Source organism: Vibrio sp. SG41-7, assembly GCF_014164465.1.
Classification (GTDB): domain Bacteria; phylum Pseudomonadota; class Gammaproteobacteria; order Enterobacterales; family Vibrionaceae; genus Vibrio; species Vibrio splendidus.
Genome location: NZ_JACJFF010000118.1, coordinates 1 through 15,302, shown reverse-complemented (window position 1 = coordinate 15,302; position 15,302 = coordinate 1). Strand labels below are relative to the sequence as shown.

12 protein-coding genes are annotated in these 15,302 nt (G+C 44.8%); 5 read left to right on the top strand and 7 right to left on the bottom strand.

The window, feature by feature from the left end:
* Positions 1-185: 185 nt before the first annotated feature.
* From H5300_RS21510 to H5300_RS21480, 7 genes are all read right to left on the bottom strand, one after another.
* Entirely contained in the window at positions 186-2,357 is a 2,172-nt protein-coding gene (locus tag H5300_RS21510) for a polysaccharide biosynthesis tyrosine autokinase (protein ID WP_182796858.1), read from the bottom strand.
* A 193-nt stretch (positions 2,358-2,550) separates the two neighbouring features.
* Positions 2,551-2,991, bottom strand: coding sequence for a low molecular weight protein-tyrosine-phosphatase (locus tag H5300_RS21505; RefSeq protein WP_182796856.1), 441 nt, complete (start codon positions 2,989-2,991; stop codon positions 2,551-2,553).
* 128 nt (positions 2,992-3,119) lie between these two features.
* Positions 3,120-4,253, bottom strand: coding sequence for a polysaccharide export protein (locus H5300_RS21500; protein ID WP_182796854.1), 1,134 nt, complete (start codon positions 4,251-4,253; stop codon positions 3,120-3,122).
* Positions 4,254-5,462: 1,209 nt separating this feature from the next.
* Positions 5,463-7,745 carry a YjbH domain-containing protein gene (locus H5300_RS21495; protein WP_182796853.1) on the bottom strand — a complete coding sequence of 761 codons (2,283 nt, stop codon included), beginning with the start codon at positions 7,743-7,745 and terminating at the stop codon, positions 5,463-5,465.
* Positions 7,745-8,728: a capsule biosynthesis GfcC family protein gene (locus H5300_RS21490; protein WP_182796851.1), complete on the bottom strand. Its 984-nt coding sequence runs from the start codon at positions 8,726-8,728 to the stop codon at positions 7,745-7,747. The genes H5300_RS21495 and H5300_RS21490 overlap by 1 nt, the downstream gene beginning before the upstream one ends.
* A 21-nt stretch (positions 8,729-8,749) precedes the next feature.
* The gene (locus H5300_RS21485) at positions 8,750-9,454 is read right to left on the bottom strand and encodes a YjbF family lipoprotein (RefSeq protein ID WP_182796849.1); all 705 of its coding nucleotides are present in this window, start codon (positions 9,452-9,454) and stop codon (positions 8,750-8,752) included.
* A 111-nt stretch (positions 9,455-9,565) separates the two neighbouring features.
* Positions 9,566-9,811: a hypothetical protein gene (locus H5300_RS21480; protein ID WP_182796848.1), complete on the bottom strand. Its 246-nt coding sequence runs from the start codon at positions 9,809-9,811 to the stop codon at positions 9,566-9,568.
* A 253-nt stretch (positions 9,812-10,064) separates the two neighbouring features.
* Here H5300_RS21480 and H5300_RS21475 point away from each other — a divergent pair, with 253 nt between their 5' ends.
* The 5 genes from H5300_RS21475 to H5300_RS21455 all read left to right on the top strand — a co-directional run bounded on the left by H5300_RS21475 (position 10,065) and on the right by H5300_RS21455 (position 15,083).
* Positions 10,065-10,499, top strand: coding sequence for a rhodanese-like domain-containing protein (locus tag H5300_RS21475; protein WP_182796846.1), 435 nt, complete (start codon positions 10,065-10,067; stop codon positions 10,497-10,499).
* 116 nt (positions 10,500-10,615) lie between these two features.
* Positions 10,616-11,083: a protein-export chaperone SecB gene (gene secB / locus H5300_RS21470; protein ID WP_048663129.1), complete on the top strand. Its 468-nt coding sequence runs from the start codon at positions 10,616-10,618 to the stop codon at positions 11,081-11,083.
* A gap of 196 nt (positions 11,084-11,279) precedes the next feature.
* On the top strand, positions 11,280-12,344 hold the full coding sequence (gpsA, locus tag H5300_RS21465) for an NAD(P)H-dependent glycerol-3-phosphate dehydrogenase (RefSeq protein ID WP_182796844.1): 1,065 nt from the start codon (positions 11,280-11,282) through the stop codon (positions 12,342-12,344).
* Positions 12,345-12,762: 418 nt separating this feature from the next.
* The gene (gene cysE / locus H5300_RS21460; protein WP_009847961.1) at positions 12,763-13,584 is read left to right on the top strand and encodes a serine O-acetyltransferase; all 822 of its coding nucleotides are present in this window, start codon (positions 12,763-12,765) and stop codon (positions 13,582-13,584) included.
* Between the two features lie 347 nt (positions 13,585-13,931).
* Complete coding sequence (locus H5300_RS21455) at positions 13,932-15,083, top strand: murein hydrolase activator EnvC (RefSeq protein ID WP_182796842.1); 1,152 nt, start codon at positions 13,932-13,934, stop codon at positions 15,081-15,083.
* Positions 15,084-15,302 lie beyond the last annotated feature (219 nt).

Below are 15,302 nucleotides of genomic sequence, written 5' to 3'. Positions count from 1 at the left end.
TAAACGGGATGCTAAAGGCTTAAAAACAGATGCGGGTAGCGGGTAAACGAGTAACGAAGAGATGAAGAGATGAAGAGATGAAGAGCAGGGTCGAGTGGCGCTTTTCGTATCTCGCCACTCGAATCTCGTATCTGCCTTTCTGCTCTTCGTTTACCCGGTTACTCGCATCCCGTTACTGCTTTTAGTTATTTCTTGTCACTCGAATACGTGTAGTTGTAGTAACCGTAGCCGTATGAGCTTGAAGCTTTCTTCTCGATGGCGTTGAAGATAACGCCTTTCACTTCGATACCCGACTGTTCGAAGCGGTGACGAGCAACGTCGATCTCTTTAACGGTGTTTTGACCGTAACGAGCAACCATTAATGTGGTGCCAGCAAAGGCGCCAACAATACTTGGGTCGGTAACTGCCAGTACTGGTGGAGTATCGACAATCACCAAGTCATACTCTTTAGATGCCCATTCCATGAGTTCTGCAAAGCGCGGGTGCATTAGCAGTTCAGATGGGTTGGGTGGCACTTGACCACGGGTAATGATTTCTAGGTTTTCTACTGGTGTCGACTTTACTGACTGAGCGAATTCTTGCTTGCTGCTCAATACATCAGAAAGTCCATTGTCCCACTTCAAACCAAAGCTTTGTTGTAGGTAACCTTTACGCATATCGGCATCAATCAACAGCACTTTTTGGCCAGTTTTCGCGGCTACTGCGGCAAAGTTGGTCGAGATGAATGATTTACCAATGCCCGGCGCAGGGCCAGAAATCATCAAGATATTGTTTTTCGCTTCGAGCATTGCAAAGTGCAAGCTGGTGCGAAGGCCACGCAGTGCTTCAACCGAAAGGTCCGCAGGGTTCGATTCAGCAAGCAGAGCTTGGGTCCCTTTGGTCTTCTGTTTCTTTGAGTTAAAGCGGTTGGTTAGATCAATCTGTAAATCAGATTTAGGTACCGCCGCGTAAACTGGAAGGCCAATTTGTTCAATTTGGTCAGGGCTTTCAACACCGCGGTGGAACGCTGCTTTCACTAATACAAACGCGACACTTAACATGCCACCCAGTAGCGTCGCTAATACAACAATCAATGACTTCTTAGGTTTAACGGCGCGAGCATACGCTTGTGCATCATCTAAAATACGAACGTTACCAACCGTACCGGCTTTAATAATGCTCAGTTCTTGAACCTTGTTTAAAAGCTGGATGTAGATTTGTTGGTTTACTTCTACATCACGTGTCATACGCAGCACTTCACGCTGTGTTTTTGGCAGCTTTTGTACTTGCTTGTTTAGGCGCTCTTTCTCACCCAATAGCGTTTTACGCTTATCAAGCAAGGCTTTGTATGCAGGGTGATCTTTAGTGAAGCGTTGGCTGATTTCGCTCTCTTTAAACGTCAATTCATTTAATTGCGCTTCAAGCTCTACCATTACCTTCAAGGTTGATTGTGCTTCTAAGCCCAAATCGATCGATTCGTTCTTTTGACGGTAATTGTTTAATACATCTTCATAGCCGGTTAGCTCAGATTTAATGCCCGGAAGGTGGCTTTCTAAGAACTCTAGGCTCTTCTCTGCTTCTGCTGAATTACGTTTCACGTTTTGTAAGAAGTAGATCTGGCTAATATGATTAAGGATTTCAGAAATCTGTTGCTTGTTCTCGCCTTCGAAGCTTAGTTTCAGAATACCGGTCTGCTTACCTTGCTCAGACAGAGACAAAGAAGCTTTCAACCATTCGATTGCTTCTAGTCGGCTACGCTGACCTATTGAAAATTCAAAATCGTTATGCGATTCAAAACCTGCCACAAACAAGCTGTAGTCGTCGGCTGTTGCTAGCTCACCCACTTTGCCTTTTAAGATAACGCGCTCATCGTCACGAACCAATTGGTAAGTACCCTGCTCTGCATCGATAATCTGAATGGTGTGCGCGTAACTACTCGCGTAGCTTGGCAAAGTAAAACGGCTTACTGCAATGTGGTTGATGTCGCCAGTTAAGCGTGCAAACCCTTTACCGACGATTGGCGCATAGTTAGGAGATGTCACCGTGGTGAGGTTAAACTTATCGACCGTTTCACCCAAGATCATACGAGATTTGATGATCTCCACTTCTGTCGTGGCAGAAGATTCTTGAGAGAACATGTCTCCCATGTCACCGACCATTGAAGAAATGCCGCCAGAACTCTTCTCTTCAATTTGAATCAAAGCATCGGCTTTGTATATCGGCGTTGAAAGCAGAGCAAACGCAATACCAAGCACAGCAAAAACGAATGTGGTCAGTATGATTAACCATTTAGCATCCAATAAGATACCAAGCAGTTTCCCTAGATCTATCTCATCAGAGTTATCTGTGTGTGATTGCTGAGATGGTTGTGTTGTCATCAGGTTACGACTTCCTAAACTAGTTTTTTGAAGAGAAGTTAAGTACGGCTTATTGGCTTCTCTTTTATATGATTCGATTAATGGCTGTGTGTATAGCTTAACTGGGTATCTCTAAAGCCTAACAGGGCATCTCTAAAGCTTAATGGGCTATATAGAAAACTTAACGAGCTTTAGCTAACGCTTAACTTCTTCTCTAGAGCTTTTTCGCCCAAGCTTGTGCGGCTTCGTCAATCAGCTTGTAAGCGTATTCAAACGCTTCGCGGCTTTGACGGTACGGGTCGGGAATGTCTTTTTGACCAATCCACTGACCAAACAGCATGGTTTTACCACGCGCTTCCGGCGAGATTTGAGTGAGCGCCTCCATATGGCCCTTCTCCATCACCAAGATCAAATCATACTGAGCACAAAGCTGCGGTGTGACTTGTTGAGACTGATGATTTTCAACATCAACACCATTTTCAGCGGCAATTAAAATCGCGGTTTCGTCTGCCGGCTTACCGATTAAACGACTTTTTTCGGCAGCAATACCAGCAGAGGCCACTTCTTTGTTGGGGAGCAGCTTTTGAAGAACGCGCTCTCCCGTCGGGGAACGACAAATATTGCCCACGCAGACGACTAAAATTTTATTAAACATAATTCTAATTTTCTCTTTAACATGGCCTGCACATAAGCCAGGTTCGTGTCTCTTAATCCAGCGAGTACTCTTTGAAATAGAACAATCAGGTTACCTACTAGTGGCAACCTGATTGTCATGTTCATTTATTACCAATTACGAACACGTAACATACCTTCGGTTAGCTCGTTAAAGCCGCTAATGGTTGGAATAAGCTGACCAATCACACGGTTCCAACGGCTAATCGGTGCTGCTGTGACATAAACAATGTCGTAAGGTTTCAGATCAAATTCGGTGCCAATCACCAATGCCGAGGCATCTTCCATGTTCAGTTGGTAGATGTCAGCCATGCGCTCTGATTTATCATCAGAAGTACGGATGACAAACACACCCGTCGCATCCGCCGTAAGTTGAGTAATACCGCCAACACTGCTTAACGCTTCTGTCAAGCTCATGCCCACGCGATCAATCTTAAGGAGTTGAGGGTCGTTCACTTCTCCCATCACGAAAACTTTCTGATTGTCATTACGCGGCACATGAACAATATCACCAGCTTGCAGTAAGCGGTTTTGCGTTAGGTCACCACGTTGCATCAAGCCATAAAGCGATATATTTTCTTCTACGCCATTACGCGTTAGTGAAACATTACGCCAATCGGCATTTTCAGCTAACCCACCAGAACGGTTCACTGCATCCAGTAAGGTTAAGGGAATGTTAGTAATTGGCTGCTGGCCAGGTTTTGATACCTCACCAGTAATATAAGTTTTCTTAGAACGGAAAGCGGCAACGTTCACATCCACTTGTGGGCTTTCAATGTACTTCGCTAGGCGCTCTGCTACATCAGCACGAATTTCACGTACCGTTTTTCCTGCCACTTCCACAGTACCAATGTACGGGTAGAAGATGGTGCCATCAGCATGAACCCAGTTACCAGCCTCAGAAGCACTTCGGTACGAACCGGCTGGAATGGTCAGTTCAGGGTGATCCCAAATAGTGATGTTTAAGATATCACCAACGCCGACTTTGTATTCATATTTGGCGATATCAACATCAAGCTCAGGGTTGGCTTGTGAAACCGACAAAACGTTAGTTTGATAGCTCGATACTGACTGAGCTGTGAGTGGGTAAAGGTTAACCACATCAGAAATGTCAGCTTTTTTTTGTTCCTCAGAAGGAAGGACGACATTTTTATCACCGGTCGAAAGGTGAGAACCTGGTGTCGTACACCCAGTAAGCAGTACTGGGAGAAGCGCTAAAATGAGACGATTTTTCTTAATATTCATGTTGACCAAGTCATAAAAATGGAATGTGCCGTGATATCTCAAAGACATCAAAAGGAATTAGAACAAATGATTGACCCGCTGCGCGGTGCTTCACAAAGTAAAAGGTTTATGAGAGGAAATAGGAATTGGTACTCATCGTAGGAAATAACTCGCTAGCGAGCGGGTTATAAAACTCGATAACTTCACTAGAGTCGTTAATGTTAGAACAACGACTATCGAAAAAGCTCAACTTATTCTAAATTTCCCCTACGCCATATCCGCTCATTTACAGACAGTGATGGGTATAAGACACCCTTATTTCTATTTATGGTTTGAGGTTGAACCGCTCACACGCGCCCAACCCTTCCGACTCACCTTTACCACTGCAACTCACCGCACCTGTCGTAACTTACTGTATTTATTGCATTTACTGTATTTATTGACCGTCCCTCACTGTGTATCTGCGTTAAAGCTCGTTTCTGCATTGAAGCTCTGTTCAAGCCTCAATTTTTGGTCAGGTCTTTATCTGAAAAATGCAATAAAGACGGATATTTGAATGCAGGGCGTTAATTGCATAAACATTATCCACAATTTGTGTTTATTATCAACCTAGTTGAATGGTTTTAGGTGTAGATAAGAGCAGATGCGGGATTCGAGTAAACGAGATGCGAAGAGCTTAAGGGCAATTGCGGGATTCGAGTGAACGAGATGCGAAGAGCTTAAGAGCTCAAGAGCAGATGCGAGATGCGAGTAAACGAAGAGCCAAGAGCAGGCCAAAAGCAGGTTAAACCGTAACGGGATGCTTTTAGCTCCTCCCCTTTATCACAACTGCAGCTTGGCAGAAAATACCAACATAAGGGGAGGCTGGGAGGGGTTGGTAACACATAGATTAACATCCCCCTCTAACTCCCCCTTTGATGAACATCACCGCTCACAAACGAACGGCATTCAAGGGGGAGAACCAAAAGATAGGCTTTCGTAGGCTCAATTTCTCTCACCTACTTTAAAGCTCTTCAAGACCCGATCACCCGAATCTCGTTGCTGATTTTTAGATCTTTGTACCCGTTACTCGATAACCCGAATCTATCTCTTCTCGCTCTTCGAATCTCGCATCCCGTTACCCGTATCTATATTTTCTCGCTCTTCGCTACTCGATTACCCGAATCTCGTTACTGCTTTCTATATCTTCGATACCCGTTTACTCGTTACCCGTATCTATCTTTTTTCGCTCTACTTAACGCTACTTGGTCTTTGGAACCAAGGTGAGCGAGCATCGGTTTGGTCGAACAAGTTGTATTGCTTATTCAAGACTTGACCGCCATCACGAGTGATTGGTAACCAAGTGAAACCTGCGCGGCCTGAGTTTGGTTTCACCGTGACTAAGTCAAACGGAACTGAAACATAGAAGCCTTTTGTATAACTGCCTTCACCGTACTCTTCGGTTGTCATGTCGGTTAAGCTAACAAACGCACCAGCAATAACACCACTCTTGAATTGCTTAGAGAAATCGATACGAGTACCAATATCGCCCGCAAGGAACTTACCGACGCCCACTTTCAGTAAGGTATCGCTCAAGAAACCCCACTGCGGTGTGTAGTAGCCGGTAACGAAGCCAGTTGTGCCTTTATCGATTACTTTATATGTTCGGCTGCTATCGTCTGGGTTGACTTGGGTCTCGTCATCAAAAGTAGCAAACCAGCTTTCAGGGTCGCGCTGGCTTATTGCTGTCATGTCTGCGCCAATCGCCCAGTTTTGGTTAAATGGTCGATACAGAATTTCGCCACCCACGCCCGCAAACATGCTCTCTAGGTAACCACCGTAAGCTTGGGTGTAGATACCGCTGCCATAATCTTCAAACCAAGTCAGTTGTAAGCGATCTAAACGAACCGGGTCTTCAACATAAGAGCGAAATAGGGTTCTTACTCTTGCCGTTTGATCGGTGCCATCGGATGGAATGGTGTAATTAAACTTGTCGTAGTTATCAATTAAATTAAAGTAGAGAGAACCGGACAATTCGATGTTGTTTGTAGCCCAAACTGACGCGTTAGTGTAAACCCCTAAACTATAAAGGTAAAAATTCTCTGCCGAGCCAAACGATTGAGCAAGGTTCGGTGAAATAGAAGCATCAAACCTTTCGCGTCCATCATGATAGATAACGGATTTCTTGCGTTCTAATTCGTGAGTATGTGAAGCATCACTAGTTTGAGCGTTAAGGTAACGGTTGTTCGCCGCCGCTTTGAACGCTTGTGCATCCACCGTTGTCTCTGTCAGAGCCAATGATTTATCGGTTTCGATGATTTTATAGGTCTCAATGTAACTCGGTACCGCATTCGCGATCACGGTCGCACCGCGCTCAACGGCGATATCTCTGTCGCGGTATTTAACCTGAGTGCCCTTTACTACAATGCTGTTATCGTCGACCAATATTTGCGCTTGTTCATAGCCTGCGATGGTTTCTAGATTGTCGGCAAGTATCGCCATATCAATATTGTCGACCGTCTCAACCTCGCTCGGCCTTAGCTCTGCCGCTTCTGTGTCTCGCCAAATGGAGTACATTTCATTGAAGTTGGTGGATAGATCTAAGCCGAGCGTTAAGGTGTCTCCTCGCTCGTAACTCACCTTCGCTGCGCCCCAGTCGGTAAAACGGTAAACCGCGCCAATATTCCAAGGCGTGTGTTGCGTCATATCAGCACTTCCGCCTCTAACGGGATAGTCTTCAGAATAATCGTTACTGTCGTATTCCAGCTTCAAAGTGAGCGGCTGATAAGGAGTGTGGTACTCAACCCCGCCATAAATCGCGGCCTCACCTTTAAACCAACGTTCAAATTCAACGCTGCCACCGTTGTCTTTAAAGCCAGATTCTCGCTCACAATATTTGTCACTGACTTTACAAAATGGGTTGGTCACGTTACCGCTGGTACCCATATACCCCCACCCCATGCCCAGGGTAAAATCAACGGGGCCAAAGCGTTTACTTGCTGCGACAAACTCACCATCAAACAAACCGGTGCCACCAAAGTCGCGCACCCCCACAGAAAGCTCTGGCAAATAGTAGCCTTCTTCAATTAAGCGCACCTTAAAATCCATTCCTTTATCGGTGTGGGGTGTACAACCACTGAAGGAGTTTTGAGAGCAATCTTGATCCACCCCACCGCTATAATACATATCTTGTGTCTGTGTATAACGGATTGTCGCCTCAAGCCATGGCATAACTTGAAGACTCACATTGTAAAAATGATATTCATTGTTGAATGATGCGCTTACGTTAAACTCGCCCTCTGGCGCCATACGTGCGGTTGGCATCTGCATTAAGCCAACGCCACCAAAATCCATTTGCGATGTTTGGTATTCAGGGTTGTCGAATGATGATTTTTCTGCTCGAATCGAGGAGGAATCAATGGCTGTCTCTGCACTCGCTGTTTCTGAAAATAAGAAGCCACTACTGGCCATTAACAAGGCGCAAGTAACCGACGTGCACACTGCCGATAGAGGGAATGATTTCTGTTCCAGCATTACAGGCCAACCTTATGACGTAGCAAATCGACGATATCTTGGTTCAACGTTGAGAATTCCGATGGCAAAGCGTAGAAAGCCATAAATACGATGGCGCCTGGTGCTAGGTAAACCGGCTGTTCGTTCCAGTAAGCATATTGAATGGTTTGTACCACGCCATCTGGCTGAACAACATACGCCACGCTTTTATCTGCGGATTCACCAATAAAGCCGTTCGGTAATGCATCGAGATAATCATTCAAGGTTCCATGCTCGATCAGATTCATTGTTACCGACTCTTTCATTACACCCATCAACTGAATGGACGTTGGTCGTTGTGGTAAGTACAGAGAAAACCTTTGCGTTTGAGCTTGATTTGCCGATGTTTTTTCTAGATTCGGGCTTTTTTCTAGATTAGAGCGGGAAACAAGCTGTGGGTTCTTATCTGCTTGAGAGATAACGGCATTACGGTCTAACTCAATAAAAACTCGATTGAGGTATTGGAAAGAGGCTAATTGTTGGCGCACTAAGTTTGCTTCTGGTTCTTCTACCGAGAAAGCGTCAAGCTTGTTCAGTACATTGCGCTTTTTGGCTTCGATAGATTCGTTAGCTTCTTTAAATTCAGTAACGGCAGCCGCTTCAGTATTGGTTTTATCAAACAGTTGAGCCGAAAGGGGGAAGTAACCAATACTGCCGCTAGCATTTTCGTTAGAGCTAGCATTCGCATTAAGGCTAGCGTTAGCGTCGTCTAATACCTGAAGTAGTCGAACGTTAGCTTTATACTCAAGCGTCACACCTTGAAGGGGAAGCTCAACCGTTGTCTTAACCGAAGGCGTAACAACGTTAGATGCCGCAGAAGCGTAGCTAACAGTGCACAGAGAGAACAGCGCGCTCAAAGCTAACAAGTTTCTCATCATTAACAGAGATCTCACCGTTAATAAAGTTCTCACCAATGGCGACCGACGTCCCGCCATTCTTGATGCGTGATCAATATACTTCATCATTTTAGTTCATTACCCTGTTCGTTAATTGCTTTGATAATGTTTAAGGATGGTTAACTCGAGCCTTGTCATATCCGGCCCTAGATACTGGATGGTTTTGACCACTTTGCCTTTACTATCGACCCAATATTCGTTGGTGATGTCTTGCTCTAACATTGGGAAGTGAATTTTTTCTTGAAACTTCTTGGTGTCAATAGACGCTAACGGTGTTTCTACCGTTTCATTTCCTGCATACGTTCGGGTGATATTGGCTTTATAGCCGAATCGATAGTTGGGTTGCCAGTCATAAACGGCTTGCCATTTTTGAGCGCCAGGGTTTGCTGATATATCAAACGCAACAGCCGACTCTGGTGACGAGCTGTTTTCAGAAGAGAACGAACTTAACGGTTGGAATGCCACACCAGAAAGGTTTTCGTAAGGAAGCAATAGCGTTTGGACGATACGTCCATTTTCAGTGACGATCATCGCTTTGTCATAAGACATCCACTTTAACTGTTCAGCCCCCGTGCGAGGGTTTTCCCCGACGTACGCCAAAACCATGAAGATTTTGCCTTGATCATTCACTTCTGCGTAAATGCTGGAATACGGTAAATTTTGAATGTATTCCTTTGATAGCTCAACATCGGAGCTTCCAAAAAAGGCTTCATAAAAAGTAGAGTTTACGTCTTGAAACTGCTGAGAGCACCCTGCGAGAAAAAGACTAAGAGAGACGATGAGGCGTTTAAACATGACTAATTTTGCTTCCTAGCAATCTGGTTGCTGCTGTCCAATATGAAAACTTAATATAAAAAAGCCACTTTATGCTTTCACATAAAATGGCTTTCAACAGACTCTAAAAAATCACTTAGTCGTCGTTGTTGTGGTTGCACCGCTGTCATTAGAAGCAACAACAACTGTTGCACCAACTACAACAGCCGCTGTCGCAACAGCTGCAGTTGTTGCTGTGCCCGCTGCCGCTGCAGAAGCGCCGGCTGCTGTACCAGTACTTGTACCTGTACTTGCTGCTGCCGCTGTTGTTGATTCAGCTGCAAATACAGCGCCTGAGAAACTAACTGCTAGTGCAGCTGCTAGAGCGATCTTTTTCATAGTAATTTCCATTGATATAAACGTTTATGTATAAAGGGGAAGTTTTATACCCTAAATCAGCTGCTCAGCTTAAACAACTGATTGTACATCATAGTTAATAACCACAATCAAGTAAATGCATAAATTGTAGGCAGATATCATTTTATATATCCCCTGCCATCACAACCCTATGCTTCCTCTGTATTCTCCTATCCTTTATCGCTATACTCCTGACCTATAGTTTTTCGCCCAATAACGAATAAGAGTTCAAGATATGCAAGAGTTAGTTCCATTTGTTCAAGAGAATATGATTTTAGCCATCGTATGGATCGGCTTGGTTGTTGCCATCATTGCGAACGTTATCAAGAAATCAAATGCTGCCTACAAAGAGATCACGGCAGCGCAAACCACACACATGATTAACCGTGAAAACGGTATTGTGGTTGATATTCGTACTAAGGATGAGTTCAAGAAAGGCCATATTACTGACGCAGTTCACATTTTACCGTCAGACATCAAAGCAAATAGCTTTGGAAGCCTTGAAAGCCGCAAAGCAGACCCAATCATCGTAGTATGCAAGACAGGTCAAACTGCTCAAGAAAGCGCTAACCTAATGGTTAAAGCCGGTTTCGAAAACGTAAGCGTACTGAAAAGTGGCTTAGTGGCTTGGAGCGAAGCTAACCTTCCTTTAGTTAAAGGCAAGAAGTAGTTAAAGGTAAGAAATAGGTTAAAGGCAAGAAGCGGCTGACCGATAAACTAACTTTCAGGCTCTGTTCGATAAATACAATGAACAGAGTCTAATTTAAAATTTTTAAGGACAAGAAAATGGCTGAAGCAGCACAACAAGACGCACAACAAAACTTCGCAATCCAACGTATCTTCCTAAAAGACGTCTCTTTCGAAGCGCCAAACTCTCCAGACATGTTTCAAAAAGAGTGGAACCCAGATGTAAAACTGGACCTAGACACTCAAAGCCGTGAACTTGGCCAAGGTGTATACGAAGTTATCCTACGCCTAACTGTGACAGTTAAGAACGCAGAAGACACTGCATTCCTTTGTGAAGTTCAACAAGGCGGTATCTTCTCTGCTAGCGAAATGGAAGCTGGCCAACTGGCTCATTGCCTAGGTGCATTCTGCCCGAACATCCTGTTCCCATACGCTCGTGAAACGATTTCTAGCCTAGTGGTTAAAGGTACGTTCCCACAACTGAACCTAGCTCCAGTAAACTTTGATGCTTTGTTCATGAACTACCTACAGAACCAAGCGCAACAAGCTGAAGGCGAACAGGCTTAAGTCTCACCGTAGAACTTAACTCTAACGAACGCTTAAATAGCTTATGTTATAAGAAGCTTAGCTTTTAAATGCACATCGCAGCTTCTGCGATGTGCATTTTTTATTTACACTGTATTTTGATAGAGAGCTTTTTCTTCATAATTTAGAAAACATCTCAAGAACTCTTCGATTTCCCTCATTATTTTTAGGTGGAAGCATGACAGAAACAACTCGCCCGACTCACGCGAAAGCCGCTTACGGTAAAGACAGCGCTTACGGTAAAGACATCGCTATGACAGTGATTGGCGCAGGTTCTTATGGGACATCTTTAGCGATATCTCTAGCGCGTAACGGTGCCAATGTTGTTCTTTGGGGGCATGATCCTGTTCATATGAATCGCCTTGAATCAGAGCGTGCGAACAATGAGTTTCTACCCAATATAGAATTCCCAGAAAGCCTGATCATTGAATCTGACTTAGAAAAAGCCGTGACTTCAAGCCGAGACCTTTTGCTTGTCGTCCCAAGCCACGTATTTGGCGTTGTGCTTAACAGCGTTAAACCTTACTTAGCCTCAGACTCTCGCATCTGCTGGGCGACCAAAGGCTTAGAGCCAGAAACAGGCCGCCTGCTTAAAGATGTCGCGCACGATGTGCTGGGTGATGGTTACTCGTTAGCGGTTCTATCAGGTCCTACATTCGCCAAAGAGTTAGCGATGGGCATGCCAACGGCTATCTCTGTCGCTTCACCTGATGAAGTTTTCCTAGAAGAGCTTCAAGAAAAAATCCACTGCGGCAAAACATTCCGCGTATACGCAAACTCAGATTTCATTGGCATGCAACTTGGCGGTGCGGTTAAAAATGTCATCGCTATTGGCGCAGGCATGTCGGATGGTATTGGCTTTGGTGCTAATGCACGTACCGCACTCATCACTCGCGGCTTGGCTGAAATGAGCCGCTTAGGTGCAGCTCTTGGCGCTCAACCAGAAACATTCATGGGCATGGCAGGGTTGGGTGACTTAGTACTCACCTGTACTGATAACCAATCACGTAACCGTCGCTTTGGTTTGGCACTTGGCGCAGGCAAAGATGTCGATACCGCACAAGAAGAAATTGGCCAAGTCGTTGAAGGTTATCGCAACACCAAAGAAGTTTGGTTATTATCAGAACGCATGGGCGTTGAGATGCCAATTGTTGAACAAATTTATCAAGTGTTGTATCAAGGGAAAGATGCACACTTAGCAGCACAAGATCTACTTGCACGAGACAAGAAGTCAGAAAGATAGTAAGAGCAGATACGAGATTCGAGTAATCGAGATACGAAGAGAGTAAAAGCAGATACGAGATTCGAGTAATCGAGATGCGAAAAGAGTAAAAGCGGATACGAGATTCGGGTAATCGAGATGCGAAGAGAGTAAAAGCAGATACGAGATTCGAGTAAACGAGATGCGAAAAGAGTAAAAGCAGATTGAGCGCTTAAAGAAGGCTTCTTTTCGTTATCCGCATCTCGCTACTCTAATCTGTTCTTTACATCTCGTTCCTCACTCTTAAAGATGACGTGAATTTTAATTCCGTCATTCCAGAACTGAGGAACGAAGTGTCTGGAATCACGTAGTTCTTCGTATCTCGAATCTCGGTTACTCGCATCTGATCTTATCGCTCTTCGAATCTAGCATCTGCCCCTTAAAAATAATGGATGGTAAAATGAAACACTGTGAACAACAAAAAGTTTGGCAATGCATTGTGAAGGAAGCTCGACAGCAGTCGGAGCAAGAGCCTATGCTTGCGAGTTTTTATCATGCCACGATCATCAACCATGAAAGTTTAGGCGCAGCCCTTAGCTACATCCTAGCAAACAAGCTAAAAACAGCTTCAATGCCTGCAATGGCGGTGCGTGAAGTGGTTGAACAAGCATTTAAACAGGACCAATCGATTATTGATGCGGCAGCTTGTGATATTTGCGCGACAGTAAATCGAGATCCTGCGGTCGAGATGTACTCGATGCCTCTGCTTTATCTGAAAGGCTATCACGCTCTGCAAGGCTACCGAGTGGCTAACTGGTTGTGGAAGCAAGGCCGTATCGCACTTGCCACTTACTTACAAAACCAAATTTCGGTTGCTTGCCAAGTGGATATTCACCCAGCAGCTCGTATCGGTAAAGCGATCATGCTCGACCACGCGACAGGCATTGTGATTGGTGAAACAGCCGTCGTTGAAAATGATGTATCGATTCTTCAAGACGTGACCCTTGGTGGTACAGGTAAAGAAGGTGGCGATCGTCACCCTAAAATCCGCGAAGGCGTAATGATTGGTGCCGGCGCTAAAATTCTCGGCAACATTGAGGTGGGTGAAGGCGCTAAAATTGGTTCTTGCTCTGTGGTCCTTCAGGCAGTTCCACCTCATACGACAGTCGCTGGGGTTCCTGCAAAAATTGTCGGAAAACCGAAAACCGACAAGCCATCTTTAGATATGGACCAAGGGTTCAACGGTCGCTCACAGAACTTCATCCATGGTGATGGGATTTAAGAGCAGATTCGGGATGCGAGTAACCGAGATACGAAGAGCTTAAAAGCAGATTCGGGATGCGAGTAACCGAGATGCGAAGAGCTGAAAAGCAGATGCGTGATTCGAGTAACCGAGATGCGAGAGCTTAAAAGCAGATGCGTGATTCGAGTAACCGAGATGCGAAGAGCTTAAAAGCAGATGCGTGATTCGAGTAACCGAGATGCGAAGAGCTTAAAAGCAGATGCGTGATTCGAGTAACAGAGATACGAAGAGCTTAAAAGCAGATTCGGAATTCGAGTAACCGAGATGCTAAAAGCTTAAAAGCAGATGCGAAATTCGAAAAATTAAGAGCAGATGAATACAACTAAATGACGATAATGATGAAACAAATTCGAGCCATTAGCCGGACTCTTCTGATATCTGCCAGCCTTTGTGTTGCTCTGTTATCTACATCGTCATTTGCCGCCTCTCAGGGGGAACTGAAAGGCGTATCGAGTGAAATATCTCGCCAACAAAAAAATCTTTCCTCACAGCAGAAAAAACTCGACAGCTTGCAAGCAAACCTCAAGAAACAAGAGCTATCCATCGCTTCGCTTGAAAAAGCGATTCTAGACAGTAAAAAGCAGCTCAATACGGCTAATGCAAATATTGCTAACTTAGACACCAAGATTAAAGCGCTTACGGCTCAGAAAAAAATCCATACCGACAAGTTAGAACAACTGATTCAAACTTACTACATGACAAGTCGAGCTAAAGCGTCTTCTCACATCCTCAACACTGGTGTGGAAGAAGATCGCATCAGTCACTACTACCAACACCTTGCCAAAGCTCGCTCTGCAACAATCAAAACGATTGAACAAACTCAACTTGAGTTAGAAGAAAGCCATAAGCAACGCCAACTTGAACAAAAACAAATCGCAACACTGTTAAAACAACAAACCACCAAGCGCGACAAGCTATCTAAGACTCAAACGCAGCGTAAGAAAACGGTTGGCAGCATCAAGAAAAACATCTCGGGTGATAAGAGTTACTTGGCGGAGCTTCAGCGCAATGAAACTCGCCTAAAAGCTGAAATAGCGAAAGCGGAAAAAGCTGCTCGCGAGAGACGTAATGCAATCCCTATGGATGGTTTAGCCAAACGTAAAGGCAAACTGCCTTGGCCAATCAAAGACAAAGTTCTACATAACTACGGCTCACGCCAAACGGGTCAAATAAACTGGAAAGGCATGGTGATCAAAGCTAAGTACGGTCAGCAGGTTAAGTCTGTTTACTCAGGCACGGTGGTTTTTGCAGAATATCTGCGTGGTTATGGCTTAGTAGTATTGCTTGACCACGGTAAAGGCGATATGACGCTCTATGGCTTTAACCAAGCACTTTTAAAGAAAGAAGGTGACAAAGTTAAAGCGGGCGAAGCGATTGCACTTGCTGGTGACACTGGCGGCCAAACGCGCCCATCACTGTACTTTGAAATTCGAAGAAACAGCCAAGCTCAGAATCCAAAGAGTTGGTTAGTTCGATAAAGAGCAGATACGGGATTCGAGTAACCGAGATGCGAAGAGCTTAAAAGCAGATGCAGGATGCGAGTAATCGAGATGCGAAGAGCTTAAAAGCAGACGCGGGACGCGAGTATCCTAGATGTGAAGATCTTAAAGCACTTCCGGGTTGCTATTATCCCAGTTACGAAGAGCTTAAACTAGACCCCGGCTGCGTGTCACCCATCCACGTAGACTCTACACTCC

What these genes read in the sequence shown, in the direction of transcription:
- secB (WP_048663129.1), top strand. Translation starts at nt 10,616, where the DNA reads ATGGCTGAAGCAGCACAACAAGACGCACAACAAAACTTCGCAATCCAA.
- gpsA (WP_182796844.1), top strand. Translation starts at nt 11,280, where the DNA reads ATGACAGAAACAACTCGCCCGACTCACGCGAAAGCCGCTTACGGTAAA.
- H5300_RS21490 (WP_182796851.1), bottom strand. Translation starts at nt 8,728, where the DNA reads ATGATGAAGTATATTGATCACGCATCAAGAATGGCGGGACGTCGGTCG.
- H5300_RS21480 (WP_182796848.1), bottom strand. Translation starts at nt 9,811, where the DNA reads ATGAAAAAGATCGCTCTAGCAGCTGCACTAGCAGTTAGTTTCTCAGGC.
- H5300_RS21485 (WP_182796849.1), bottom strand. Translation starts at nt 9,454, where the DNA reads ATGTTTAAACGCCTCATCGTCTCTCTTAGTCTTTTTCTCGCAGGGTGC.
- H5300_RS21475 (WP_182796846.1), top strand. Translation starts at nt 10,065, where the DNA reads ATGCAAGAGTTAGTTCCATTTGTTCAAGAGAATATGATTTTAGCCATC.
- H5300_RS21505 (WP_182796856.1), bottom strand. Translation starts at nt 2,991, where the DNA reads ATGTTTAATAAAATTTTAGTCGTCTGCGTGGGCAATATTTGTCGTTCC.
- H5300_RS21455 (WP_182796842.1), top strand. Translation starts at nt 13,932, where the DNA reads ATGACGATAATGATGAAACAAATTCGAGCCATTAGCCGGACTCTTCTG.
- H5300_RS21495 (WP_182796853.1), bottom strand. Translation starts at nt 7,745, where the DNA reads ATGCTGGAACAGAAATCATTCCCTCTATCGGCAGTGTGCACGTCGGTT.
- cysE (WP_009847961.1), top strand. Translation starts at nt 12,763, where the DNA reads ATGAAACACTGTGAACAACAAAAAGTTTGGCAATGCATTGTGAAGGAA.
- H5300_RS21500 (WP_182796854.1), bottom strand. Translation starts at nt 4,253, where the DNA reads ATGAATATTAAGAAAAATCGTCTCATTTTAGCGCTTCTCCCAGTACTG.
- H5300_RS21510 (WP_182796858.1), bottom strand. Translation starts at nt 2,357, where the DNA reads ATGACAACACAACCATCTCAGCAATCACACACAGATAACTCTGATGAG.